General features: G+C 55.0%; 20 protein-coding genes and 5 pseudogenes. 10 read left to right on the forward strand and 15 right to left on the reverse strand.

From position 1 onward, the window contains the following. Window positions 1-109: 109 nt before the first annotated feature. Together glyS and ACHZB8_RS07735 are read left to right on the forward strand one after the other, a co-directional pair. A complete protein-coding gene (gene glyS, locus ACHZB8_RS07730; protein WP_316859678.1) occupies window positions 110-2,179 on the forward strand; it encodes a glycine--tRNA ligase subunit beta in 2,070 nt (689 codons plus the stop codon). 90 nt (window positions 2,180-2,269) lie between these two features. Next, window positions 2,270-3,145 carry an NAD(P)-dependent oxidoreductase gene (locus ACHZB8_RS07735; RefSeq protein WP_316859679.1) on the forward strand — a complete coding sequence of 292 codons (876 nt, stop codon included), beginning with the start codon at window positions 2,270-2,272 and terminating at the stop codon, window positions 3,143-3,145. Window positions 3,146-3,305: 160 nt separating this feature from the next. Here ACHZB8_RS07735 and ACHZB8_RS07740 read toward each other — a convergent pair whose 3' ends face one another. Both ACHZB8_RS07740 and ACHZB8_RS07745 read right to left on the reverse strand, forming a co-directional pair. After that, window positions 3,306-3,782 (reverse strand): Lrp/AsnC family transcriptional regulator, encoded by a 477-nt coding sequence (locus tag ACHZB8_RS07740; RefSeq protein ID WP_316859853.1) that lies wholly within the window; start codon window positions 3,780-3,782, stop codon window positions 3,306-3,308. A gap of 180 nt (window positions 3,783-3,962) precedes the next feature. Next, window positions 3,963-4,580, reverse strand: a complete 618-nt coding sequence (locus ACHZB8_RS07745) for a uracil-DNA glycosylase family protein (RefSeq protein WP_316859680.1) — start codon at window positions 4,578-4,580, stop codon at window positions 3,963-3,965. Window positions 4,581-4,802: 222 nt separating this feature from the next. Between ACHZB8_RS07745 and ACHZB8_RS07750 the strand changes: the two genes are divergently transcribed. Continuing rightward, window positions 4,803-6,332: an ATP-binding protein gene (locus tag ACHZB8_RS07750; protein WP_316859681.1), complete on the forward strand. Its 1,530-nt coding sequence runs from the start codon at window positions 4,803-4,805 to the stop codon at window positions 6,330-6,332. Window positions 6,333-6,403: 71 nt separating this feature from the next. Here ACHZB8_RS07750 and ACHZB8_RS07755 read toward each other — a convergent pair whose 3' ends face one another. Beyond that, complete coding sequence (locus ACHZB8_RS07755; protein ID WP_316859682.1) at window positions 6,404-7,261, reverse strand: DMT family transporter; 858 nt, start codon at window positions 7,259-7,261, stop codon at window positions 6,404-6,406. Window positions 7,262-7,576: 315 nt separating this feature from the next. Further along, window positions 7,577-8,591: pseudogene (gene cobT / locus ACHZB8_RS07760) on the reverse strand (nicotinate-nucleotide--dimethylbenzimidazole phosphoribosyltransferase). A 243-nt stretch (window positions 8,592-8,834) separates the two neighbouring features. On the opposite strand from cobT, the gene ACHZB8_RS07765 reads away from it, so the two are divergent. The 5 genes and pseudogenes from ACHZB8_RS07765 (at window position 8,835) to ACHZB8_RS07785 (ending at window position 10,487) form a co-directional block, all read left to right on the forward strand. Then, entirely contained in the window at window positions 8,835-8,981 is a 147-nt protein-coding gene (locus ACHZB8_RS07765) for a hypothetical protein (protein WP_316859683.1), read from the forward strand. 13 nt (window positions 8,982-8,994) lie between these two features. Next, window positions 8,995-9,441 (forward strand): annotated as a pseudogene (locus ACHZB8_RS07770) (adenosylcobinamide-GDP ribazoletransferase); the annotation flags it as partial. A 121-nt stretch (window positions 9,442-9,562) separates the two neighbouring features. Next, window positions 9,563-9,703: an adenosylcobinamide-GDP ribazoletransferase gene (locus ACHZB8_RS07775; protein ID WP_394706149.1), complete on the forward strand. Its 141-nt coding sequence runs from the start codon at window positions 9,563-9,565 to the stop codon at window positions 9,701-9,703. A 159-nt stretch (window positions 9,704-9,862) separates the two neighbouring features. Beyond that, window positions 9,863-10,267 (forward strand): hypothetical protein, encoded by a 405-nt coding sequence (locus tag ACHZB8_RS07780; RefSeq protein WP_316859685.1) that lies wholly within the window; start codon window positions 9,863-9,865, stop codon window positions 10,265-10,267. Beyond that, a complete protein-coding gene (locus tag ACHZB8_RS07785; RefSeq protein WP_316859686.1) occupies window positions 10,254-10,487 on the forward strand; it encodes a TIGR02281 family clan AA aspartic protease in 234 nt (77 codons plus the stop codon). Before ACHZB8_RS07780 ends, ACHZB8_RS07785 begins: the two co-directional genes overlap by 14 nt. Before the next feature lie 83 nt (window positions 10,488-10,570). On the opposite strand, the pseudogene dusA reads toward ACHZB8_RS07785, so the two are convergent. From dusA to ACHZB8_RS07810, 5 genes and pseudogenes are all read right to left on the reverse strand, one after another. Next, window positions 10,571-11,568: pseudogene (gene dusA, locus ACHZB8_RS07790) on the reverse strand (tRNA dihydrouridine(20/20a) synthase DusA). Between the two features lie 185 nt (window positions 11,569-11,753). Continuing rightward, window positions 11,754-13,245 (reverse strand): annotated as a pseudogene (locus tag ACHZB8_RS07795) (cobyric acid synthase). Window positions 13,246-13,357: 112 nt separating this feature from the next. Further along, entirely contained in the window at window positions 13,358-13,516 is a 159-nt protein-coding gene (locus ACHZB8_RS07800; protein WP_394706141.1) for a precorrin-6A/cobalt-precorrin-6A reductase, read from the reverse strand. Between the two features lie 97 nt (window positions 13,517-13,613). After that, window positions 13,614-14,138 (reverse strand): annotated as a pseudogene (locus tag ACHZB8_RS07805) (precorrin-6A/cobalt-precorrin-6A reductase); the annotation flags it as partial. Further along, window positions 14,131-15,267, reverse strand: coding sequence for a cobalt-precorrin-5B (C(1))-methyltransferase (locus tag ACHZB8_RS07810; protein WP_316859688.1), 1,137 nt, complete (start codon window positions 15,265-15,267; stop codon window positions 14,131-14,133). The pseudogene ACHZB8_RS07805 and the gene ACHZB8_RS07810, both read right to left, overlap by 8 nt. Window positions 15,268-15,331: 64 nt before the next feature. On the opposite strand from ACHZB8_RS07810, the gene cobA reads away from it, so the two are divergent. Further along, a complete protein-coding gene (cobA, locus tag ACHZB8_RS07815; RefSeq protein ID WP_316859689.1) occupies window positions 15,332-16,207 on the forward strand; it encodes a uroporphyrinogen-III C-methyltransferase in 876 nt (291 codons plus the stop codon). An 8-nt stretch (window positions 16,208-16,215) separates the two neighbouring features. After that, the gene (locus tag ACHZB8_RS07820; RefSeq protein ID WP_316859690.1) at window positions 16,216-17,544 is read left to right on the forward strand and encodes a cobyrinate a,c-diamide synthase; all 1,329 of its coding nucleotides are present in this window, start codon (window positions 16,216-16,218) and stop codon (window positions 17,542-17,544) included. 4 nt (window positions 17,545-17,548) lie between these two features. Here the strand turns inward: ACHZB8_RS07820 and cobM are convergent, their stop codons facing one another. Genes cobM through ACHZB8_RS07850 form a run of 6 tightly spaced genes read right to left on the reverse strand, consistent with a single transcriptional unit; the run spans window position 17,549 to window position 24,116 of the window. After that, window positions 17,549-18,319 carry a precorrin-4 C(11)-methyltransferase gene (gene cobM, locus ACHZB8_RS07825; protein WP_316859691.1) on the reverse strand — a complete coding sequence of 257 codons (771 nt, stop codon included), beginning with the start codon at window positions 18,317-18,319 and terminating at the stop codon, window positions 17,549-17,551. Next, window positions 18,316-20,178: a precorrin-3B C(17)-methyltransferase gene (gene cobJ, locus ACHZB8_RS07830; protein WP_316859692.1), complete on the reverse strand. Its 1,863-nt coding sequence runs from the start codon at window positions 20,176-20,178 to the stop codon at window positions 18,316-18,318. The genes cobM and cobJ overlap by 4 nt, the downstream gene beginning before the upstream one ends. Next, window positions 20,166-20,885: a precorrin-2 C(20)-methyltransferase gene (gene cobI, locus ACHZB8_RS07835; RefSeq protein WP_316859693.1), complete on the reverse strand. Its 720-nt coding sequence runs from the start codon at window positions 20,883-20,885 to the stop codon at window positions 20,166-20,168. The genes cobJ and cobI overlap by 13 nt, the downstream gene beginning before the upstream one ends. A gap of 27 nt (window positions 20,886-20,912) precedes the next feature. Continuing rightward, on the reverse strand, window positions 20,913-22,139 hold the full coding sequence (gene cbiE / locus ACHZB8_RS07840) for a precorrin-6y C5,15-methyltransferase (decarboxylating) subunit CbiE (protein WP_316859694.1): 1,227 nt from the start codon (window positions 22,137-22,139) through the stop codon (window positions 20,913-20,915). Window positions 22,140-22,162: 23 nt separating this feature from the next. Then, window positions 22,163-22,840 (reverse strand): precorrin-8X methylmutase, encoded by a 678-nt coding sequence (locus ACHZB8_RS07845; protein WP_394706142.1) that lies wholly within the window; start codon window positions 22,838-22,840, stop codon window positions 22,163-22,165. A gap of 58 nt (window positions 22,841-22,898) precedes the next feature. Beyond that, on the reverse strand, window positions 22,899-24,116 hold the full coding sequence (locus tag ACHZB8_RS07850) for a sirohydrochlorin chelatase (RefSeq protein ID WP_316859695.1): 1,218 nt from the start codon (window positions 24,114-24,116) through the stop codon (window positions 22,899-22,901). Window positions 24,117-24,201 lie beyond the last annotated feature (85 nt).

Raw genomic sequence — 24,201 nt, forward strand, 5'->3', positions numbered from 1 at the left:
GGAGACATCATGAGAACAGGCCGCATTTGCCTTGATTGAAAAATCGTACAAATTGCGCTAGTTCACAATTCCGAATTGCTATCCGATAAATCCATAGATCGAGACCACCATGCCAGACCTTCTGCTTGAGCTATTTTCCGAAGAAATTCCGGCCCGCATGCAGCGCCGCGCGGCTGACGACTTGAAAAAAATGATCACCGGGGGTCTGGTGGAAGCCGGTTTGACCTATGAGGGCGCAAGAGAATTTGCAACACCGCGGCGACTGGTTCTGGCGATCTCCGGACTTACGGCTTCATCGCCGGACATTTCAGAAGAGCGGAAAGGTCCGCGTGTCGGTGCACCAGAGAAGGCGTTGCAAGGCTTTCTGCGCGGTGCAGGCCTTTCCTCCATCGATGAAGCGACCATTCAGTCAGATCCCAAAAAGGGTGATTTTTACGTCGCCGTGATCAACAAGGCCGGTCGCAAGGCAGAAGACATCATCGCCGATCTCGTGCCAGACGTCGTGCGCAAGTTTCCATGGCCGAAATCCCAGAAATGGGGTCAGGCAGGCGAAGGGGCCCTGCGCTGGGTGCGCCCATTGCATTCCATTCTCTGTACGCTCAGCGACGGCGAAGAGGTCAAGACCGTTCCCTTTGAAGTGGAAGGCATCAAGAGCGGCAATGAAACCCGAGGGCACCGTTTCCATGCCAAGGAAAGCTTTGCAGTCAAACGCTTTGACGACTATGTCGCGGCCCTCAAGGATCGCAAGGTCGTTCTTGATCTTGATGAACGCAAGGAGATCATTCTCAACGACGCCAAGACCCTTGCCTTCGCGCAAGGTCTCGAGCTTGTCGAGGATATGGGCCTTCTTGAAGAAGTCGCAGGGCTCGTTGAATGGCCGGTGGCCTTGATGGGCGAGTTCGAAGAAAGCTTCCTGGACATGCCCGACGAGGTCATTCAGACCTCGATCAGGGAGCATCAGAAATGCTTTGTTCTCAAGGATGGAAAATCCGGTAAACTTGCCAACAAGTTCATTCTTGTGTCCAACCTTTCAGCCCCGGATAAGGGCGAGACGATTGTTGCCGGGAACCAGAAGGTGGTTCGTGCGCGTCTATCAGACGCCAAGTTCTTCTGGGAAACCGACCTTAAGACCGGCCTGGAAACCCGGCTCTACAAACTCGACAGCATGGTCTTTCATGAGAAGCTTGGCACCCAGAGCGAGCGCGTTCAGCGCCTTGTTGCGCTTTCGGAAAATCTTGCTCCGATCGTTGGTGCCGACAAGGCCCTTGCCTCGCGAGCGGCCAGACTGGCCAAGGCCGACCTTGTATCCGACATGGTGTTTGAATTCCCTGAGCTGCAAGGTCTCATGGGACGCTACTATGCATTGGCACAGAATGAAGAGGCTGCGGTCGCCGATGCGATTGAAATGCATTACAAGCCTCAGGGACCAAGCGATGCGGTTCCCACCGAGCCGGTATCGATCGCGGTATCCCTTGCGGACAAACTTGATTTGCTCACAGGCTTCTGGGCCATTGATGAAAAGCCAACCGGCTCGAAAGATCCGTTTGCGCTGCGTCGCGCAGCCCTTGGTGTCATTCGCATTCTTGAAGGCAACTCTATTCGCATGTCACTTCAGGACATTTTCCTCAAGGCACGGCCAGACTTCCAGCAGGCGGATGATCTGCTTTCCTTCTTTGTCGACCGCCTCAGTGTCCATCTCAAGGACAAGGGGGCTCGCCATGACTTGCTCGATGCGGTTTTCGCCCTTGGTGGTCAGGATGACATCGTCATGATTGCCAAACGCGTCGAAGCCCTGGGCAGTTTCCTTGCCAGTGAAGACGGAACCAATCTTCTGGCAGGCTACCGCCGCGCTGCCAATATCCTGCGGGCCGAAGAGAAGAAGTCAGAGACAAGCTTTGAAGGCACCATCGAGGGAGCACATTTGCATGAAGCGGAAGAAGTGGCCCTCGCTTCAGCTATTGAAAAGGCCCGTGTTGCGGCTGAAGAAGCAGTCAAGGCAGAAGGCTTCGAAGCTGCGATGTCTGCCCTTGCCACCTTGCGTGCACCGGTCGATGCCTTCTTTGAAAAGGTTCTGGTCAATGACGAGCGTGAAGAGGTGCGCGAGAACCGCCTGAAAATGCTCAACCAGATCCGCGCAACCACTTTGACGGTTGCGGATTTCTCAAAGATCGCTGGCTGATCAAATATGCGGGGCGGTAGATGAACCGCCCCTTTTCCATTCCGCAGATGTTCTTTTTGCGTTTTCACTTTGAATTAGGGGTATTAGATAATGGCTAAAGTTGCTTTTCTCGGGCTTGGTGTCATGGGCTACCCGATGGCTGCCCATCTCAAAAACAGAGGCGGCCATGAGGTGACGGTCTATAACCGCACTCTGGCCAAAGCTGAAAAATGGGCTGCCGAGCATGGTGGTGCTTTCGCTGAAACCCCGGCAGACGCGGCAAAAGACGCCGATTTCGTTTTCTGCTGCGTTGGCAATGATGATGACTTGCGCGAGGTGACCATTGGTGAAGCCGGTGCCTTGTCAACCATGAAAGCCGGTTCCATTTTTGTCGATAACACAACGGCCAGCGCCAAGGTGTCGCGCGAGCTTTATGAAGTCGCAAAAACGCAGGATGTTGCATTCATCGATGCGCCTGTTTCGGGTGGCCAGGCGGGTGCCGACAACGGAGTGTTGACCGTGATGTGTGGTGGGGATGCCGCCGATTTCGAAAAAGCAAAACCTGTCATCGAATGCTACGCCCGCATGGTTGGCCTGATGGGACCATCCGGTTCAGGCCAGTTGACCAAGATGGTCAATCAGATTTGTATTGCCGGGCTCGTGCAGGCCCTTTCTGAAGGCGTTCATTTTGCCAAACAGGCCGGGCTTGATGTCGAAGCCGTTGTCGATGTGATTTCAAAAGGCGCTGCCGGTTCCTGGCAGATGGAGAACCGCGCCGGTACCATGGCCAAGGGCGAGTTTGATTTTGGCTTTGCCGTGGACTGGATGCGCAAGGACCTCTCGATGGTACTGGATGAAGCACGCAGCAATGGTGCGCGCCTGCCAGTAACCGCAGCGGTCGATCAGTTTTACGCGCAGATTCAGGCCATGGGAGGCAATCGCTGGGATACCTCCTCGCTCGTTGCTCTGCTGGAAAGAGACAAGTAAGCGCCACTGCACAATGAGCTTGTAAAGCGGGGCAGCACGGTATCAAGCCCGCCACCATGGCTCTCACAAAGAAAATGACAAAGCCCGCACCTGAACGGATGCGGGCTTTTCAATTTGCAAATGGAAAGGGCGGCTCATTCGCCGCCCGCGTTTCGAACGCCTATCTTGCTTCTTTGTCCGGCAGATAGTTCAAGGGCAGTGCCGTGGTGTATTTGATCTGCTCCATGGCAAAGGTCGTTGAAATGTCCCCCACCTCGATCCGGGAAATCAGTCGCTTGTAGAAGTTGTCATAGGCATCGATATCAGGCACGGCGACCCGCAGCAGATAGTCAACCTGACCCGCCATGCGATAGAACTCAACCACTTCGGGAAACTCGCGGATGACATCGGCAAAGCGCTTGAGCCAGTCGGACGAATGTTCGTTGGTTGTGACCGCAACAAAGGCCGTTACCTTGGCATTCACCTTGTTTGGATCGAGCAACACAACGCGTCCGGTTATGACGCCCTCCTCCTCCATTTTCTGAATGCGTCGCCAGCAGGGCGTTGTTGAAAGCCCGACCCTTCTGCCTATCTCGGCCACTGGCATGGTCGCGTCTTCCTGCAAGATTTGCAAGATGCGTCTATCCAATCGATCCAACATGGAAGCCTCCCTTCGCTCATTCGTGATCCCGTCTTGTTGAGCAAGACAAATTTTTCTTCCAGATTGCAATTTCACCAATAATAACGAAAGAAATTTCTAAGCACAATGGCAATTATAGGCAAAAAACCCTCATCCTTTGGTTTAGACCGGAAAGTTGAGCAATTTATTTTATACAATTCAATCCAGTTTTCGAGCCACTTCCTGACGTAACAATGGCAGGATTTTTTCTGCAAACCAGGGATTGGTTTTCATCCAGGCCGTGTTACGCCATGAAGGGTGTGGCAGAGGAAAATATCTGGGACACGAGCTGGCTTTGTATATGCTTTCCGCGTTTGAAACGGTTTGTGTGAGGGTGGATTGACGCAGCTTTCCCAAGTGATATTTCTGCGCATATTGGCCAATGACAAGGATCAGCTCCAACTGGGGCATCGCGGCAAATATGCGATCATGCCAGTGCCGCAGACATTCCTTTCTCGGAGGCAAATCGCCTCCCTTGTCGTCATTGCCGGGAAAGCAGAAGCCCATCGGCACAATCGCAATCCGGGTCTTGTCGTAGAAAATGTCACGACCGATTCCCATCCAGTCCCGAAGGCGATCCCCTGAAGGATCATCGAAGGGCAAGCCGCTGAGATGAACACGACGACCGGGTGCCTGCCCTGCAATGCAAATCTTCGCCGTGCCAGACAAATGAAGAACAGGACGCGGCTCATGAGGCAAGGGAGCCTTGTCCGGCGTATCAACACACATCCGGCAAAGGGCTATAGCCTGCTCAAGTGCAACAAGGGTCTCGTTCATATTCGCGCTTTTGAAACTGTCTTCAGATGCATTTCGTCATCCTTGAGCATGACACACAAACTCTATTTATAACAACACCTTATAGAGACAAACAAACAGTCGCAATGACCGGACGCAATTCGCACATCAAGACTTCATTAACCATTTTTCTCAGCATGATTTTAAGACAAATAAGGGATGATGCTCCTTGAAGCAATTTGCATAAAATGAAGGGCGTCATTCATGGCGGGTGTCTCGAACACTCAACGTTCAAGCGCGAACAACCGTGATATCAACAGTGCACGTGCAGCCAAGCGCCGCGCGGTGCTTCGTACTGTGCATGACGTCCGTGAGCAACTCAACAACAAGAATGGCTATCGTCCCTCGTTTCGTCACGAGCTGATGATGATGTATGCAAAAAACAGGGCTTCGGCCATTTTTGCCATTCCCGTTCTGTTGCTGATCTCCGGTGCGATCTCTACGCTATGGGCGGAGCCTCTTCATTCGCTGATCTGGATATCAGTGACCTTTGCGGTTCATCTGATAAAGAGTTTCCTTGTTCATCGGTTTGAACATGCTTCGGGTGAAGAAATCGACCTCGGGGCATGGCAACGCAGATTCATTTTCTGGGAAGTTGTTGGCGGGCTTGCCTGGGCGGCCATTCTGCTTTTGCCGACGACGAAGGAACTGAGCTATCTCGAGGAGTATCAATTCGCGATCATGCTGGTCGTGGTCGCCCTCACAACAATGCTGAATTTCCCCATTCCATCGACGGTCTGGGCGGGGTCGTTGCCTATTGCGCTCGTCATAAACTACACGATCCTGATTCATGCTTCGCAGGTAGACACAACTCTGTCGCTGATGTCGATTGGTGCGATTTTCTTCTTCTTTCTTCTGTCCAAGCAGCTCTATAGTTCTACACTTGCGATGCTCAATTTCCGTGTTGAGAAAGACTTTCTCATCACCGAACTGGAACAGGCAAAAGCGATATCTGACGAGTCGCGTCGACAGGCAGAAGAGGCCAATACGGCCAAAAGCCGTTTTCTGGCGACCATGAGCCATGAGCTGCGGACCCCGCTCAACGCGATCCTCGGTTTCTCGGAAATGATGAAGAATGAGGTCTTTGGCCCCCTCCCCAATGACAAATATCGAGAATATTCAAACGATATTCATGCTTCGGGGTCTCACCTTCTCAACCTCATCAACGAGATCCTTGATCTCTCCCGCATCGAGGCCGGACGCTACAAGCTGAATGAGGAAGCGGTTTCCCTGTCGCTCATTGCAGAAGACTGCGAAAATCTCTTGCGTATTCGCGCCAGCGCCAAGGATATAGCAATCGTGCTCGATCTGGATCAGACCATGCCCAAGCTCTGGGCCGATGAGCGGGCGATTCGACAGATCATCCTCAACATCCTGACCAACGCCGTGAAGTTCACACCCAACGGCGGCAAGATTACGCTTTCCGCCAAATCCACTGAAGATGGTGGCCAGATGGTCACTGTACTGGATACAGGCATGGGCATTCCGGAAAATGAAATCGAGACCGTGCTAAGTGCGTTCGGACAAGGCTCTGCGGCTATTCAGATGGCCGAGGAAGGATCGGGTCTTGGTCTTTCCATCGTTCAGGCACTGGTCAACATGCATGATGGCAAGTTTGACCTGCAATCGGAACTGAGGAAGGGAACCAAAGTTTCGGCGATCTTCCCCCCGAGCCGCGTCATGGATGTCATTAAGCCGAAGAAGAACCGTATCCTGCTCAAACGGGCTGTCTGAAGAGGCCTTGTCGCTCACGCATCATAGCCGCGAGCGACGCGGTCGTTTCAGCTTCGGTCTTCACGAGATCCTCATGAGGTCGCCAAAACCGACACCCCTGCCAGGATGACGAGAGCCAAGGCAAGGCGTCTGCCAAGCTGCCCCTCCCCCAGTACAAGACTACCCAGCAAGACCGACAAGACGACGCTGATCTCACGGATCGGAGCGACGTAACTGACCGGAGTGAAGGTCATGGCGACAAGCACCAGAATGTAGGCAAGCGGGTTAAAAAGTGCAATCACGAAGACCGGGCCCTTATGCTCCCGCCAAAGCCTTTTCACGTCGGTTTTTCTCTTTGCTGCAATCGGCGCAAGCAGCATGACCCGCCCCAGACTCGATGCATAATCGAGCAATAGAGGGGGCACCATCAGCACGGATACAGTATAGGCATCCCAGACCGTGTAGCTGCCGATCATCAGCCCCGCTCCGATACCGAACCGCAGGGACTGGGCTGCATTTCCCTTCATGGTGCCGATCCCGCCAGAGAGCATGAAGACACCAAAGATGATCACCAGGCCGCCGGCGACTCCTTGCAAACTTGCATGGTCGTTCAAGAACGCTATGGAAAACAGCGTCGACAGCATCGGCCCCGTCGCTCGAGCCGTCGGGTAGACAATGGAAAGCTCGCCTTTGCGATAGCCCTGTTGCAGGAGAAGAAAATAGCCAAGATGAATGAGACAACTGGCGAAGATGAAGCCAAGGGCTGTCGGATCGAGCGCAGGGCCCTGCCAAAGAAACCAGGCCGCCAGAGGGCTATAGATCACGATTGTCAGAAGGGAGAAAAGCCAGACGAGTTCCGGACCAGCATTGATCTGTTTGACAAAGAAATTCCAGACGGCATGGCAAGCGGCTGCCGCAAGAACAAGAAGAAAACCAAGAGAGGTCATCATACACCTTCAAAAGACATTTGGATTGGACACAAAGGTTCGTGCCTTGTCCATCCCCCCTAGTCTTTTGGTCTGTAAGGTGTCTGCCCTACCGGGCTCATAGCAGCGCTCGGTCCTGACCTGTCGGAGACAGCGGAACCCTAGCTGAACATGGATAAGCCATTGAGAAATACCATCCCGAGAGCAGATTGTAAATCACATGCGTGGCATGGCTGCGCAAGGATGGTGCAAGACAGAAAAGCCGGCACAGATGCCGGCTTCTCCGCAAAGTGTCTGATGTCATTGCCAAATACCGAGCCGGTAAAAGGCGAGATGGCCTTAAAGGCCGACGTCGGCGAAGGTCGCCATGCCATTATGTGCCTGGCAGGCTGCCTTGACGATGCCGGCAGCAACAGCAGCACCGGTCCCTTCACCCAAACGCATACCAAGATCAAGCAATGCGGTTTTGCCCATATGATCAAGCGCCTTGCGGTGCGCCCCTTCGGCGGAGCAATGGGAGAAAATGCAATGGTCGAGAGCGGCAGGGTTCAGTTTGTGCAAAACAGCAACCGCCGCTGTTGTGTTGAAGCCGTCAACGATCACCGGAACCTTGTTCAGGCGCGCGGCAAGAACGGCACCGGCCATCGCGGCAAATTCACGTCCACCGAGACGCGCCAGGATTTCCATGAGGATTGTCGAGATAGTCCTTGTGGGTTTCAAGCGCCTGATTGACGAGATCGATCTTGAGCTGAACACCTTCGTCATTCACGCCAGACCCACGGCCACACCACTCGCTGGCATCCCCACCGAATAGCGCCGCAAACAGAGCAGCAGAAATCGTGGTGTTGCCGATGCCCATTTCGCCCAGGCACAACAGATCGGTGCCGCCAGCGATTGACTCCATGCCATAGGCCATGGTCGCGACACAGTCCTTTTCGGTCAAGGCGGGCTCAACGGAAATATCACCGGTCGGATATTCAATCGCAAGATCAAAGACTTTCAAGCCCAGATCGTTTGCCGTGCAAAGCTGGTTGATCGCGGCTCCGCCATCACTGAAATTCTTGACCATGATCTGGTTCAGTTCCTGAGGGAACGCGGAAACGCCACGGCTGGCAATGCCGTGCTGGCAAGCAAACACGGCAACCAGTGGCCGATTGATCTGCGGTGTTTCGGTGCGCTGCCAAACGGCAACCCACTCAGCCAATTCTTCGAGCTTGCCAAGCGAGCCTTGCGGCTTGGTAAGCACTGCTTCTCTTTCTCTGACCTTGGCACGCACGTCTTCGTCGGCGGCCGGCATTTGCTCGATCAGAGCAAGAATGTCGTCAAACGGATGTTCGGAATCAGATAGTGTCATTTTCAAACCTTCTTAAAATTTAATGGTCCGAGCGCACACAATGTAGGTGGCCCAGAAAGAGAATGCTTTGGAAATCAGCACTTGGAGCGCACCGCTCACAAAAGGCCTGTTGCAAAGTCACAAATCGCTTGCCTTCCGTGATCGAATTTGCTCATTTCAAATCACTCCATCACAGAGATATACTGAGCGGCGTTTGCCTGAGCAACAAGCAAATTTTCGCTATCTCACCAAAAGGGGGATTTTATGGCTGATAACATGACCTCGAGTGAATCCCAGACAAAAATGCAACGGCTTGTTCGCTCGATTACCAATTGGCATCAAGACTTTATCGATTGCCTCGCCTTCTTTACCCGCATGCCGGTTCCTGCCATTTTCGGGTCGCGCAAATGAAGGCATGCCGACCATGTATCGCACTGCTCGGGCCCTTCCGCTCGTAGGGCTTTTTGTAGCTTTCATTGCACTCGTACCCGCTACGGTTTTCGACGTTCTTGCCCTCACTTCGCCCTTGCCGTCCTACATGCTTGCGGCGCTCACGATCTCCATGACAGTCATCCTGACCGGAGGCCTTCACGAAGATGGCCTTGCTGACGTGGCGGACGGCTTTTGGGGGGGGCATTCGATCACGCGCAAGCTGGAGATCATGAAAGATAGCCGCCTTGGCAGCTATGGCGCCCTTGCCCTGATGCTCAGTCTGTTTTTGCGGATCAGCATTCTTGGCTATCTCGTTCGAGAATTATGGCGTCAGCACCGGTGGGCTCGCCTTTCTCGCCTCGGCGCTTGCGTCGCGTGTTGCAATTCTTCATGTCTGGCACACTCTGCCCGCCGCGCGCGTCTGAATGGGTTGTCAGCCAGCATAGGCCAGCCCTCGACGCTTACCTATGCGATCGGCATTGCCATGGGTGCCCTTGTAACCGCGCTTATAGTCGTTCCTGTTTTCGGCCTTCTTTCGGGTGTTTCGGCTTTTTGGCATGATGGCCCTTTCAAGCTTGCTTGTGGTTTATCTCGCGAAATACCACATCAAGGGGCAGACAGGCGATGTGTTGGGGGCATCACAGCAGATTGGCGACATCTTCTTCATGATCGGCCTCTTGCTCTTTGCATCTGTTGGCTAAGTCTTCCCCAATTTCATCTTTTACCAGAGATTGAAAACACGTCCCTTTTTCGGCCGCAGGAAGCGACAGTTGCCGGTGTTGCCTGCTGGTCCATGGATTTGACACATTGCTGCCCCTATATCTCCATGAGTGAGTTTGTCTGTCTGGAGATATTTCATCGTGTTCTATGTCTTGATCGGAATTGTCGTCACCACAGTCGCGCTGCTGGTGTTCAACCATGACGCCGGAGAGGTCTTCGGTTATCCGATCGAAACAGTGGGGAGTGTCGCCCTCCTTTCCACGCTTCTGCTGTTCCTGCTCAGCGGACGGAACCAGCGCAAGGGAACGATCCTCAAATCCGTGAAATATCTTTTCATGTGGCTACTGGTCGGCCTTGCCCTCATGCTTGGCTACAGTTTCAAGGATGAGGCCAAAATTCTCGTCAATCGTGTGGCCAGCGAGCTGTTACCCGGTTCGGGCGTTGTTGCCAACAATGGCGAGGTTTCCTTTCGCCGCACGCTGGACGGACATTTTCAGGTCCAGGCAGACATCAACGGTTCGACCATCCCCCATGATGGTCGATAGCGGGGCGAGTTCTGTGGTTCTGACCCACGAAGATGCGCTCACCATTGGCATAGACACAGCCAATCTGAACTATGCCTCTCCCGTCAACACCGCCAACGGCAAGGCCTACACGGCCAGAATTTGGCTCAACAAGATATCGGTTGGCGGGATTGAGGCCAAAACACGTGCCAGCAATGGTCGCGCAGGAACAGGCCCCTCAGCGAGAGCCTTCTGGGCATGAGTTATCTCGACCGTCTGCAAAGCTGGACCGTTTCGGGCGACAAGCTGACAATGAAGCCGTGAGGCCCTTTTGATGCCAGCGGATCAACGAACAGCGTCAAGGGCCTCTTTGATCAAGGCTGATGTCGCTTCGGGCTTGACGGAATCAACCGTCAGGATTTGTCGCCATCTGCGTGCGCCGGGGCGGTTCTGAAACAGCCCGAGCATGTGACGGGTGATCTGGTTGACACGCCCCGCCTTTTGTAACATGGGGCATCGATATAGGGGATCATCTGTTCGGCAACGGAAAAGAGATCCGTCACCTCTTCCTTCACCATAGAGCGCGCTGTCTACGTCTGCCAGAATGGCCGGGGACTGGTAGGCCGCGCGGCCGAGCATCACACCATCAAGATGCTCGAAATGCTCTTTGGCGTCGGCAATCGTCTTGATACCGCCATTGATGCTGATGTGTGTCTGAGGCAGGTCGCCGTTTCAACCGATAGACCCGATCATAGTTGAGCGGTGGAATATCGCGGTTTTCCCTTCGGGCTCAGGCCATCAAGCCAGGCCTTTCTTGCATGCACCGTCAGAGCATCGCAGCCGACGCCAAGCACCTGATCAACCAAATCATCAAGCGCCTCTTCCTCATTCTGGTCGTCGATCCCGATCCGGCATTTCACGGTGACCGGCAGATGGGTGGCGGCTTTCATCGCCTCGATGCAGCGCGCCACCAGATCGGGTTCAGCCATGAGACAGGCCCCGAACTTGCCAGACTGGACACGATCGGACGGACAGCCGACATTGAGATTGATTTCATCATAGCCTCGATCCGTGCAGATGCGGGTCGCTTCGGCCAGCTGATCCGGCTCTGACCCGCCCAGTTGCAGCGCCACAGGGTGTTCCTGCCCGTTGAAACCGATAAGCCGGTCCCGATCCCCATGAATGACCGCCGGCGCGGTGACCATTTCGGTATAAAGCAGGGCTCTTCTGGACAGCAAACGATGAAAATACCGGCAATGCCTGTCCGTCCACTCCATCATGGGCGCGACGGAGAAGAATTTTGTCCCGGAGATGTATTGGTCTTTCAGAGTTTCCAATGACATGCCGTGCCTTTTGTTAGTTGTTGGTGTGTTTGCCGCTTATGGGAATCGCTCTCTTCTAGCGGCAATTTCGGCTCCCGGCCAGTCCGATTTGACAAATAGCGACATGACAGGATCTGATTTGTCTCATTTCCCGCTATGGAGACAAGGCCAGATCAATCGGTCAGGCTTGGGGATGCTGCAAAGCTCTAGTCAGGCGTCTTGGTCATGCCTTCGGAGGCTATCTCAAGCAGGCCATCGACATCAAGGAATTGGGCAAGGTGATCGGCCAATGCGTCAAGGGTGTCCTCGACCATCTGGTGATAATTGTGCCCGCCGGTTGATGCGCCAAGCCGTTTCAGGAAGGCAGACCGGAAAGCGTCGCTGTTGAACAGCCCATGGATATAGCAGCCCATGATCCGGCCATCGGGTGATATTGCGCCCTCGTCCTTGCCCTCGATGTGGAACAGGGGCCGGACACAGTCCGGGCCTTCGCTGCGTCCGACATGAATTTCATAGCCGGACATCTCCAAACCGCTGTCGACATGCGTGCCCGAAACCTGCACGGTCCGTTTTTCGCCTGCCATCACGGTTTCCAGATCCAGCAGCCCGAGGCCATCGCAGACCGAGCCTTTTACCGTCTCGACACCCTCGGGGTCGGCGATCTTTTTGCCAAGCATCTGGTAGCCGCCACACAGGCCAAGCACAAAGCCACCGCGCCTTGCATGGGCCAGAATATCGACATCCCACCCTTCGGACCGCAATGCATTCAGATCGGCGATTGTTGACTTCGAACCCGGAATGATCACCAGATCGGTGTCAGCCGGAATGGGCGTTCCCCGCTCGATCATTTGCAGGGTTACACCGGGTTCGGATTTCAGCGCATCCAGATCGTCGAAATTGGCGATGCGCGGGAAAACCGGAACTGCGATCTTGAATGAGCCGCTCGACTTCGGCCCCTTTTTCTCGCGGCCAAGGTCTTCACTGTCTTCGGCAGGAAGGCGGACAGCATCGTCGAACCAGGGCAAAATGCCATAACTTTTCCATCCCGTATGTTCGGAAATGATATCAAGGCCTGAGTCAAACAGGGTCTCACATCGCCACGAAACTTGTTGATCAGATACCCCTTCACCAAGGCATGATCCTCTTGCGGGAGCAACCGTTCGGTACCGACAATGGACGCGATCACACCTCCGCGACTCAATGTCACCTATCAGTGATGACGGGGATATTTGCCGCTCTGGCAAATCCCATATTTGCGATGTCACCGGAACGAAGATTGACCTCGGATGCACTGCCCGCCCCTTCGACCACGACAAATGTCGGCATCCTCGCCCAATCGGTGATAGGATTGCATGACCGCTTCGAGCAGGGTGCCCTTGTTTTTCGCGTAGTCGCTGGCCTTCATCTGCCCGATGACCTTGCCCTGCACCACAACCTGAGAGCCGACATCACTCTGGGGTTTGAGCAGAACCGGGTTCATGTGAATGCTCGGCTCCAGTCCGCAGGCGATGGCCTGAAGGCGCTTGCGCCCGCCCGATTTCGCCTCCTTCAGCGGTAACCGCCGCATTGTTTGACATATTCTGCGGCTTGAAGGGAGCAAACGCGATATCCACGGCGGGTGAAAAGACGGCAAAGACCTGCAACCAACATGGATTTTCCAACATTGGAGCCGGTTCCCTGAAACATGATTGCTTTCATTTCGCTACCCTCATTTTTTTGTTCTCGTCGCCCGGTCGCTTCGTTTCCCGATTTATTGAAGCTAAACACCAACACCCTGTTTGACAAATGGTTCTTGAGCAGAATCAGCGGTTTAGCCATGCGTTTGCAACCAGTCCAAAATCGATTCAATGTCGTTCAATTCAGAACATGGTGGCAAGTGCGGCCGCCTCACCATTATGACCTTGATATCGAATGCTCCGGCAGCAAGAATTTTGTTGTAGGACAGGTCCGACCCGGAGTTTTTGGACACCAGATACTCGATGCCATGCGTGCGAAACAGGTCGGATTCCTGTTGAACAGAGCCCCCCCGGTGCCCCCTTCACGATATGCATGTGAGCTTTCCGCGAAAAGGCCGGGTCGACCAAACTGCGCGCCATGAGCTGACAGTCAGATCGCTTGAGGAAAGGGGCAATCGATTGGCTGCCGAGCGCAAGAAACACCCTCGCCCCTTCGGGCAAGGCGGCGGCGGCGGCGTCAAGATCCTCGACCTCGAGCCAATTGTCTTTTGTAGTCGGCTGCCAGGCTGGACGGACGAACCGGACAAGCGGAACGGAAGCGAGCCTTGCGGCTTCACATGCATTGTGGCTCATCCTTGCGGCATAGGGATGCGTGGCATCAATCATGCTGTCGATGCCGTTCACGAGCAGATAGTCCCTCAGCCCTTCTGCACCACCAAATCCGCCAACGCGCAGCTCGAGATTTGTTTTGTCACACTCACCGAGCTTGCGGTAAAAGGACGCCCTTGCCTCATCCCCCAATGCACCGGCCAGAGAAAAAGTTACCCTGACGGCTCCCTTTGCCAGAAGAGTTGCAACAATCCCACGCGCCTCGCTCGTGCCACCCAAAATCAGGACATGTCGCAAATCAGGCATCTTGCGAATGACCTTTCGGCTCTGTGTCCTGACCAGCGCGCGCGATTATGTCGCCTTTACGGGACACGATCACGATATCGAGCGCGGCGTCAGGATTGCGCAGAATGTCAAGCGCTCTTGCCTTTGCCAATTGTGCAATCTTGTTGGCGATATCAAGTCCGGCAGCGTCTGCCATTTGCAGCACGGCGAGAGCCGTGTTGGCGTCTCGGGCCTGTTGTTGCATCTGATCATCGCCGCCCAGCTCTGCTATGCGTTCGGCCATCCAGTCAAAATCCACTTGCGAACGACCGGAATGCAGATCCATATGGCCCTGTGCCAATTTGCTCAGCTTGGCAAATCCTCCGCCGATGGTGATGCGAGGCACTGGATGCGTTCGTAGGTATTTCAGCATTCCGCCGACAAAATCGCCCATGTCGAGCATCGCAAAATCGGGTAGCTCATAAAGCTGGCGGACCGCTTTCTCGGATGTCGAGCCGGTGCAGCCGGCAACATGGGGCAGCTTCTCGGCGCGGGCGACATCAATCCCGCGATGGATCGAATGGATCCATGCGGAACAGGAAAAGGGAATCACAACTCCGGTCGTACCCAGAATCGAGAGCCCACCGACGATACCTAGGCGCGGGTTCCAGGTGTGTTTGGCGAGCTTTTCACCGTTGCGGACAGAAATCGTAATGTCCATGTCAGGAGCGAAGTCATATTTACTGGCAAGCTCATTGACAACCTCCGTCATCATCTGGCGCGGGACCGGATTGATCGCAGGCTCCCCCACCGGCAATGGCAGTCCGGCACGGGTGATCGTACCCACGCCCTCCCCGGCAAAAAAGCGAATGCCATCTCCCCTGGCCCCGAACCGGACCTTGGCCTTGACCAGTGCTCCGTGGGTCACATCGGGATCATCTCCGGCATCTTTGACGATTCCGACCTCGGCCTGATTCTCCTGTATGTCTTCATAATCTAACGCAAAAGCGGTTTTTTGACCCTTTGGCAAAGTGATTTCGACTGGGTCGGGAAAGCTGCCTGTCGCAAGCGCGGTCAAGGCTGCCTTGGTTGCAGCGGTTGCGCATGCGCCCGTCGTCCATCCACGCCGTAATTTTGAGCTTTGTTTTGTGTTTTCTGTATCGTCTGACATAGACACAGATATATAGGACGTTTAGTGTTGTGGCGATAGACAAGTACTGGAGCCAGCAAAAAAAATGACAAGCAATCTGGTGGATGATCCATATAGTCAAGTCCTGTTTGAAGGACTGCCCGAATTCCTTCCCGGATGGGTTTGGCTGGTTGGTGGTGGACCCGGAGATCGGGGATTATTGACCCTTCACGCAGTGAATGCCCTCAGGCAGGCTGATGCGATCATCTATGACGCCCTTGTCGATAAAGCCATCCTCTCTTTCGCGCGCCCCGACATTCTGCTCGAATTTGCAGGCAAGCGCGGCGGGCGTCCCTCTCCCAAGCAAAAAGACATCAATCTGCGTTTGATCGAGTTGGCCAGGCAAGGCAAAAGGGTCTTGCGGCTGAAGGGTGGAGATCCATTCATTTTCGGCCGCGGTGGCGAAGAAGCCCTGCAATTGGTGGAAGAGAAAATCCCTTTTCGAGTGGTACCCGGCATCACTGCGGGGATCGGCGGGCTCTGCTATGCAGGCATTCCTGCCACCCATCGCGAGATCAACCAGTCGGTGACGTTCCTTACCGGCCATGACCACACGGGCGAGATGCCTACGGCGCTCAACTGGGATGCCATTGCAAAAGGATCGCAGGTCATTGTCATGTATATGGCAATGAAGCATTTGCACGGTATTACCGACAAGCTGTTGCAGGCCGGGCGCAGACCCGATGAAGGGGCTGCGGTGATCTGCAACGCCAGCACACCCGCACAGCAGGTTCTGATATCGACTGTTTCGGAAATTGCAGAGGCAAGCGAGCATTCTCATATGAAACCGCCCGCCGTGATCGTGATTGGCGATGTTGTCAAATTGCGTGGTGGTCTTGATTGGCTCGGCCATGCCAATGACGGCAAAGAGCTGATTTCAGATCCATTGCGTGCCTCCTTTCCACCAACCACAGAGGATTGATGGAGCCCATGCCGACACATCCAAAGGGTCTCATACTCGCCGCCGCCAATTCCAATTCAGGCAAGACGACCCTGTCGCTTGGGTTACAGCGTCTGTTCAAGCGCAAAGGCATCGACATCTCTCCTGCCAAATGCGGACCGGACTATATCGACCCCGTCTTTCACGAGATTGCTTCGGGGCGAACATCGATTAATCTCGACCCTTGGGCGATGTCGTTGATTGATGTTCAGATGCGCGCCCGGTCACATGTTCCTCAGGGCGAAGCGCTGTTTGTCGAAGGGGTGATGGGACTGTTTGACGGTGCGGCGGGAGGCCGTGGATCAACGGCAAGCCTTGCGCAAATGCTCAATCTTCCGATCATCCTCGTGCTTGATGTCAAGGGACAGGCCCAAACCGCTGCGGCTATTGCCCAAGGGATCAAGGCCTATGACCGGTCCTTGACGATTGCAGGCGTTCTGCTCAATCGGGTCGGTTCCATGTCCCATGAGCTTCTCTTGCGCGAGGCTTTCTCCGACATGGACATGCCTGTTGTCGGTGCAGTTCGGAAATCGGATGCGCTTGAGCTGCCGTCCCGGCATCTTGGCCTTGTTCAGGCCGAGGAGCTGAAGGAGCTGGACAGGATCATCGACGGGATTGCCGATCATATGGAACCGGACATCAATTTCGACGCGATCGTCGAAATTGCTCATAGGGACCGGCCTCGTTCCGATAATGTCTCTTTGCTGGAAACCGCTCTCAAGCGTCTGCCTCCGCTTGGAAAGCATATTGCCATCGCCCGTGATGAAGCCTTCAGTTTCATCTATTCTCACATTCTGGATGACTGGTGGCATCAGGGCGCGGAAATCAGTTTCTTCTCGCCCTTGCGCAATCAGATGCCCTCAATGCAGGCCGATGCGATTTATCTTCCGGGCGGATATCCGGAATTGCATCTTTCTGCGCTTGAGGAAGCCAACTATTTCAAGATCAGCATGCAGCAGGCAGCAAATCGCAATGTCCTGATCTATGGGGAATGCGGTGGCTACATGGTTCTGGGGCAGTCCATCGTCTCCAAACATGGCGAAGTTGTGCCGATGCTTGATCTTCTGCCTCTCCAGACCAGTTTCGAGAAACGGCGCCTTTCCCTTGGATACAGGCAAGTTTCCCACGACTCCGCCCTGCCCTTCGGGCAACAGCTGACCGCGCATGAGTTCCACTATGCAACGGTTTTGTGGCAGGACGAAACCGACGCCCTGTTCGAGGCCACGAACGCGTCCGGCAAACCGTTACCGCCCATGGGCCAGAGAGTGGGAACGGTGCATGGATCCTTTGCCCATGTCATCGCTCCCACAGGTCGATAGGGTCTTAGCCCTTCTCGTTGGCGGCTATTCTCAAAATATGTGAGAAATCCGCATCATATAGTTTTGAATCCTCGAATTTCCGTGCTCCCAATGCAGGACCGACAAGGATAAGGGCGGTTCTGGTCAGTTTCGCTTCGCGGATCTTTTCCTTGATGGTGCCGAGCGTGGCGTGGATGAAAGTCTGATCTGGCCAGCCTACGCGATAGGCGATCACTGCGGGACAATCGGTACCATAGTGCGGGGTCAGTTCCCTCTCGATATGGGCTGCATTGCGCACCGACAGATGGATGGCCATGGTCGCCCCCGCCTTGCCCAGGATTTCAAGGCTCTCGCGCTCGGGCATGGAAGAGGATTTCATTGCGGTGCGGGTCAGAATGATCGTCTGGGCGATGCCCGGCACTGTCAATTCGGTGCCAAGGGCCGCAGCCGCAGCCGCAAAGGCGGGAACACCGGGCACAACTTCATACTCGATATCCAGATCCTCGAGCCGCCGCATTTGTTCAGCCGTTGCACCATAGATGGAAGGATCTCCGGAGTGAACCCTTGCCACATCCTTGTTTTCTTCATGGGCAAGCCGGATATCTTCGATGATCTCGTCCAGATTCATCGCGGCGGTGTCCTTGACCAATGCACCTTCGGGTGCTTCGGCAACGATTGCCTCGGGAACCAGCGAGCCCGCAAACAGACAGACAGGGCAACGCTGTATCAGTTTCAGTCCGCGGACCGTGATGAGATCCGGTGCGCCGGGGCCTGCCCCGATAAAATAGACCGTCATTGTTCTTTTTCTCCGTCAATTCTTTTTGCATAGCCGCGTGGCGTGTAGGCAAGCCAGCCCTCATCGCCTATCGAGTGGTCACCGGACCGCCAGACTTTCGACTGGCTGGAGCCGACGAGAACCACCGTCAGCATATCCACTTCGTTGATATCAAGATTTTCAAGGGTGCGCAGTTTAAGGGCCTCATTGTCGCGCCCAAGGTTGGAAGCGAGCAAAACAGGGGTATCCGCTGGCCGTTCGGTCATCAGAATTTCCCGAGCCGTAGCCAATTGGGTGCGCCGCTTGATGGAAACGGGATTGTAGAAGGCAATCACGAAGTCCCCTTTGGCGGCGGCTTCAATGCGCTGCAAGATCGTTTCCCATGGCGTAAGCAGATCGGACAGGGAAATCGTGCAGAAGTCGTGTCCAAGCAAAGCACCAAAGCGGGCGGACGCTGCCTGAAGCGCAGAAATCCCAGGCACATGGGTCAGGGCAACGCGTTTCGCATCATCGCTCACACCGCCATTTTCCAATGATCTGTCCAGCAATTCCATTACCAGAGCACCCATGGCGTAGATGCCGCCATCACCCGAGCAGATGAGAGCTACATCATAGCCCTTGCCTGCTTCCTCAAGCGCATAACGGCAGCGTTCCTTTTCACTGCCCATCTTGAAATCGCAGCGTCTTTCCTCGTCTGCCATTGGTCCCAGCAGGTCCAGATACAGGCGGTAACCGACGAGTTTGTCTGCCGATGCGATAAGGTTTGTCGCCTCCGGGGTGCGCCATGCCGTCTGCCCAGGCCCCATGCCGATCACGGCGAGCGAGCCGCGTTTTTTGCCCGGCAGGTCCTTGCCAAAGGGCTGTTCTGCGAGACCGATGGCGCATGTTGCCTTGTCCGATTTCACCTTGGCGACGAGCAGTTTGCCCGCAATACCTGTAGCGGCCAATGCGGCCCCTTCCGCGACACCGTGACAACCGACTTCCGCGAATACGATATCGGACGGATTTTGCAGACGATCCTTTTCAGCATCCAGTGTTTTGGCGTCGAAGAAACGGGCCGGAACACCGAAATTGGCAGCCGCCTGATGGATGGCATATTCATCCATTTTGAGATCGATGGAGGCAACAAGTCCAATGGCCTCCGGCGCAAGTCTGTTATCTGCAAGCACCTGTTCGATATGGGCAATCAGATGCTCGGCAGAAACTCCACGCTCACAGCCGATGCCGATGACGAGTTTTTGCGGTGAATAGGTCAAGGCGCTCTTTGCCGTTTCCTTTTCCACCGGCGCAAGACTTGTTGTCAGCTTTATCTCGGCACTGTCTGCACGCAACAGCTCACTCTCGTCGAGCCAGTCCAGATCGGAACTGACAGAAACCGCCTCGCCTTCCACAAGTCTGGCCATGATAGAGGCTGCTTCTCGCGGATGCTGCAATTTCCAGCCCTTTGGCGGATTGTCGAGAGCAAGACGGTAACGGCAATCGCCCGCAGTCGTGATCGCGGCATGGCATTCAAGTCCCTCAGCAACCGTGCGGGCAAGTTCGTTGGCGCCATGATGACCACCAAGAAGCGGAATGACGGAAGACCCGTCACGCGCGACAGCCACCACCGGCGGCTCTTTGAACTTGTCATCAAGCATGGGCGCAAGAGCGCGGATCACGATGCCACTGGCGTAAAACGCAAGGATTCCATGGCCTTCAGCATACAGCTCCTTCAGGTGCTGACGCGTATCAACATAGAATAGGTCGACACCCTCGATGTCGCCCTTGCCATGCAATTGCACCTGATATCCGGCTTTTGCAAGAATCGCCTTTACGGACAATGCCAGATCCTTTGCCGTCAGGCTTGGAAGGAGAATGACAACAGACTTCACTTTTTCCATGTTTCTTCTCCGTCATAAATCAGGATCATCGAGAAATAGGGCACGGCGTCCTCACCCAGCTCCTTGAGCGGCAGGACCCTTTCATTCGACAAGGTCGCGCGTTCGACGTAACCAGCCTTGTCAATCAAATCGAGTTTTTTAAGCAAGGCGCGGATGCGGGGCAAATGACGCCCGAATTTCATGATCGCAAACGCTCCGCCCATGTTAAGTCGTGCTGTCATGGCGTCGTCATCCATGGATCCGGGCAGAACCGTCAACACATCATTGCGACCGGTGAGCGGCTGTTGCAGACGGCTGGCGCAGGCTGAAACCGAGTTGACGCCGGGAATGACTTCTGCTTCGAAATCGGCTTGCAAGCGCTCGAACAGATACATGAAAGAGCCATAGAAAAACGGATCGCCCTCACATAGCACGACGACATCTTCACCCGCTTCCAATTGCTTGCGAATGTCTTCTGCGCCCTTGTCATATGCGGGCTGGGCCGCAGCCCTTTCGGGCCGCATCGGGATTTCAATCGTGATTTCCCTCGCCTCGGGGGAGATGTGATCCTTTACAATTTGCCGGGCGAAGCTTTCTCCCCCTTGCGGTGCCGGATAGGCGATTATTCTGGCAGAGGCAATCAATCGGGCAGCTTTCAGAGTCAACAGTTCAGGATCTCCTGGCCCTACTCCCACGCCATAAAGGCGGCCAAGATGGTCAGTTTTCATTGCTTTCTTTCTCGCTCTTGTCGTGAGCTATTGTTTTGTGAAGGTCCATTGCGTGACAGGCATTGCGGGACGCCAGCCAAACAGAGGCCCAACCGGGGTTGCTTTGGAAATTTCAATTCGTGTGAGCTCGCCGCCATTCTGTTCGAACATCGCGGTAAGCAGCCTTTCGGAGCCCAACGTCACGGCATGGGCCACCAAGTGGCCGTGATTTTTCAGCGCATCAAGGCAATAGGTTATCACCTCTTCCGAGAGGCCTCCGCCAAGGAAAACGGCGTCTGGCCTTTCCATGGCGTGAAGCACGTCAGGCGCGCGACCATCAACCAGTTGCAGATGGGGAACACCCAGCATCCGGGCATTGTGCTGCGCAAAGGCCCGACGCTTTTCGAGCGGCTCAAAGCCAATGGCCCGACAGGTGGGATGCATCCTGAGCCATTCTATCGCAACCGAACCGCATCCCGCCCCGATATCCCAGAGCAGGGCATTCGGTCGTGGGGCAAGCTTGGCAAGGGCGGTGGCGCGGATTTCCCGTTTGGTCATCTTGCCATCATGCTCGAAGGCTTCGTCTGGCAAACCGGGTACCAGCGGCAGCCAGTTTTCCATCTCGTACGGCAGGGCAATCGCGAGAAGATTGAGATCGGCAAAACGCGTCTCGTCCTGCGCTTCGGCCAACGCCCTGGCATTGGTCTCGATGATCCGTTCACGCTTCCCGCCCAGATGCTCAAGAATGATCAGTTCCGTCTCTCCGGCGTCCCTCTCGCAAAGCTGGATCGCGACTTCGCGCGGCGAGGCACCATCGCGGGAAAGCACCAACAGTCTGGCACCCGGCAGATAATGGGGAACAAGCGCCTCGATGCTGCGTCCGTGGATTGTCAGCATCTGGCATTTGTCCATTGGCCAGCCTATCCGACTTGCGGCCATGGAAAAGGAACTGGGCAAGGAAAGGATCCGCATTTCCCTGCGTTCAAAACGCCTTTGCAGAGTGCCGCCTATGCCGAAATGCATGGGATCACCACTTGCGAGTACAACGACCTGTTTCCCTCGCAAGGCTTCAAGTTCTTCGAAACATTTGGAGAAAGGGCTTGGCCAGCTTCTGCGTTCCGCCTTGACGCATTGATCCTCGGGAATCATGGCGAGGTGCCGTTCTCCGCCATAGATCACCTCTGCGCCCTCGACAAGAGATCTGGAAAGAGCGCCAAGGCCGTTTAGGCCGTCTTCACCGATGCCGATAACATTCAGCCAGGGGTTATCTGTCATGATCTTCATAGCTCCCCTTTGCGCTAGAGCGGCTGATTGTGATGGCCAAGGGCCATGATCGCCAGCGCATTGACCGCAGAACTCGCCATTGGCGTCCCACCCCGTCGGCCCATAAGGCTGATATAGTCGAGCTCCAGCTCTGGAGCCGCTGCGACAAGGGCTTCTTTTGACTCCGCCGCACCGACGAAACCGACAGGAAAGCCAAGCACGAGCGCTGGTTTCGGAGCGCCGGAGCGAAGCATTTCGAGCAGATAGAATAGAGCCGTCGGAGCATTGCCGATCGCCACGATGGCCCCGTCAAGCTGATCGCGCCAGAGTTCGATAGCCGCAGCGGAACGGGTGGTCTGCTTTTGGCGGGCAATCTCGGCGACTGCCGGATCATTCAGTGTCAGCAGAATGTCATTGCGCAAGGGGCCGTCTTCCTTGCGGAAGAAGCGCTTTGAAATGCCACCGGCAACCATTTGTGTGTCCACCAGAATCGGTTTTCCAGCCTTGAGGGCAGCGATCCCCTTTTGTGCGGCGGTCTCGCTATACCGCAAATCCGGCACGAGATCCGTCATGCCGACCGAATGCATCAAGCGCACGGCGACCGGCTCCAAATCGTCAGGCAGAGCGCCGAGCGCCTCGGCAGCCTCTTCCCTGATCGTGGCGAAAGACTGCGCATAGATCGCGCTAGGATCCTTTTCGTAGTCGAATGTCATCGTCCCATTTCTTCCCGTTGATGGCTGGCTCCGGCTCACAGGACCGGAGCCGACCGGATCAGTCTTTCTTGTACATGCTGTTGGGACCCAGAGGGTGGTCAGCATGGGGATAGGGATGGTGATGATGATCATGCCCGTGATCGTGATCATGGTCGTGACCATGGTCGTGCGAATGCCCGTGATCATGGTCGTGATCATGCCCGTGATCATGTCCGTGGCCATGATGGTGATGCGCGTGTTCATGGTCGTGATCGTGCCCATGTGCATGCCCATGCGCATGGCCATGATCATGGTGATGATGATGATGTCCGGCGGGCTCCATATGCTTCAGGCACTCGTTGGTGCATTGATTGTCTTCGCAATATTCGCAGTCCTTGGTGTCCACCCCTTCCACATGGTGATGGTGGCTTTCCTGCTTGAGGCCGACTTCTGCTTCAAAGCCCAGCACCTGCGCGCGATATTTGCAAAGCTGGCAGTTCATATTATTGGTGCCTTCGAGGATTTCCTGAACACGATCCTCAAAGGTTTCTATAACATAGTCCTGATCGTTAAGGTAATCGGCCTTGACGAACTGGATGTCGGGATGACGGGCTGCAACTTCGTCGGTGAAGTTATAGATGCGGCGCACGAGAATGCCGGTAAAGAGGAAGTACGGGAAAACGATCATGCGTTTGTAGCCGAGCTTGGCAGCATGTTCGAGGCCTGGCTCAACCAGGGGGAAGGTCACGCCTGAATAGCAAACCTCACCCCATCCGAAGCCCATTCCTTCCCAGAGCATCCGCATCAGCTTGTTAACGTTCGAGTTTGCATCAGGGTCCGATGCACCGCGCCCGACTACCATCAGAAGGGTGTCAGTCATGGGCACCTCGCCTAGCTCTTCATTGGCCTTGTCAACGGCCTCCTGAATGCGGGCCGCGGCAGCCTTGATCATCTTGCGGTCAAGACCAAGCTCACGGCCATATTCGATGGTCACGCCTTCGGTTTTGGCCTGATAGGCGTTGAGCACTGAAGGAATGTCATTCTTTGCGTGGCCTGCGGCGAACAACATGCCCGGCACGGCCAGAATGCGTGTGCATCCCTGGGCAACCAGATTGTCCAGACCATTGGCGATCACCGGGTTGGCAAATTCCAAATAGCCATAATCAACGGGCCAGTCGGGAAAGCGCGGGCGCAGTCGCTCTGCCAGTTTGGCAAACTGGCCAACGGCGTCCTTGTTTCTGCTGCCATGGCCGCAGATCATAAGGCCAAGTTTTTCTTCTTTGCTGGAACTGGTCATTCTGGTCCCCTCCATTCGGGTACGAGCCTTCCTTGCAAGACTCTCGGTTAAATCAAGCAGGGGAGAATGGAGAACCGGAAAACCC

It is taken from the genome of uncultured Cohaesibacter sp., assembly GCF_963556055.3.
Lineage (GTDB): Bacteria > Pseudomonadota > Alphaproteobacteria > Rhizobiales > Cohaesibacteraceae > Cohaesibacter.

What these genes read in the sequence shown, in the direction of transcription:
- cobA (WP_316859689.1), top strand. Translation starts at nt 15,332, where the DNA reads ATGACAAGCAATCTGGTGGATGATCCATATAGTCAAGTCCTGTTTGAA.
- cobJ (WP_316859692.1), bottom strand. Translation starts at nt 20,178, where the DNA reads ATGGAAAAAGTGAAGTCTGTTGTCATTCTCCTTCCAAGCCTGACGGCA.
- ACHZB8_RS07850 (WP_316859695.1), bottom strand. Translation starts at nt 24,116, where the DNA reads ATGACCAGTTCCAGCAAAGAAGAAAAACTTGGCCTTATGATCTGCGGC.
- ACHZB8_RS07750 (WP_316859681.1), top strand. Translation starts at nt 4,803, where the DNA reads ATGGCGGGTGTCTCGAACACTCAACGTTCAAGCGCGAACAACCGTGAT.
- ACHZB8_RS07845 (WP_394706142.1), bottom strand. Translation starts at nt 22,840, where the DNA reads ATGACATTCGACTACGAAAAGGATCCTAGCGCGATCTATGCGCAGTCT.
- ACHZB8_RS07775 (WP_394706149.1), top strand. Translation starts at nt 9,563, where the DNA reads ATGGCCCTTTCAAGCTTGCTTGTGGTTTATCTCGCGAAATACCACATC.
- glyS (WP_316859678.1), top strand. Translation starts at nt 110, where the DNA reads ATGCCAGACCTTCTGCTTGAGCTATTTTCCGAAGAAATTCCGGCCCGC.
- cobI (WP_316859693.1), bottom strand. Translation starts at nt 20,885, where the DNA reads ATGAAAACTGACCATCTTGGCCGCCTTTATGGCGTGGGAGTAGGGCCA.
- ACHZB8_RS07765 (WP_316859683.1), top strand. Translation starts at nt 8,835, where the DNA reads ATGGCTGATAACATGACCTCGAGTGAATCCCAGACAAAAATGCAACGG.
- ACHZB8_RS07755 (WP_316859682.1), bottom strand. Translation starts at nt 7,261, where the DNA reads ATGATGACCTCTCTTGGTTTTCTTCTTGTTCTTGCGGCAGCCGCTTGC.
- ACHZB8_RS07820 (WP_316859690.1), top strand. Translation starts at nt 16,216, where the DNA reads ATGCCGACACATCCAAAGGGTCTCATACTCGCCGCCGCCAATTCCAAT.
- ACHZB8_RS07785 (WP_316859686.1), top strand. Translation starts at nt 10,254, where the DNA reads ATGATGGTCGATAGCGGGGCGAGTTCTGTGGTTCTGACCCACGAAGAT.
- cbiE (WP_316859694.1), bottom strand. Translation starts at nt 22,139, where the DNA reads ATGACAGATAACCCCTGGCTGAATGTTATCGGCATCGGTGAAGACGGC.
- ACHZB8_RS07745 (WP_316859680.1), bottom strand. Translation starts at nt 4,580, where the DNA reads ATGAACGAGACCCTTGTTGCACTTGAGCAGGCTATAGCCCTTTGCCGG.
- cobM (WP_316859691.1), bottom strand. Translation starts at nt 18,319, where the DNA reads ATGACGGTCTATTTTATCGGGGCAGGCCCCGGCGCACCGGATCTCATC.
- ACHZB8_RS07735 (WP_316859679.1), top strand. Translation starts at nt 2,270, where the DNA reads ATGGCTAAAGTTGCTTTTCTCGGGCTTGGTGTCATGGGCTACCCGATG.
- ACHZB8_RS07810 (WP_316859688.1), bottom strand. Translation starts at nt 15,267, where the DNA reads ATGTCAGACGATACAGAAAACACAAAACAAAGCTCAAAATTACGGCGT.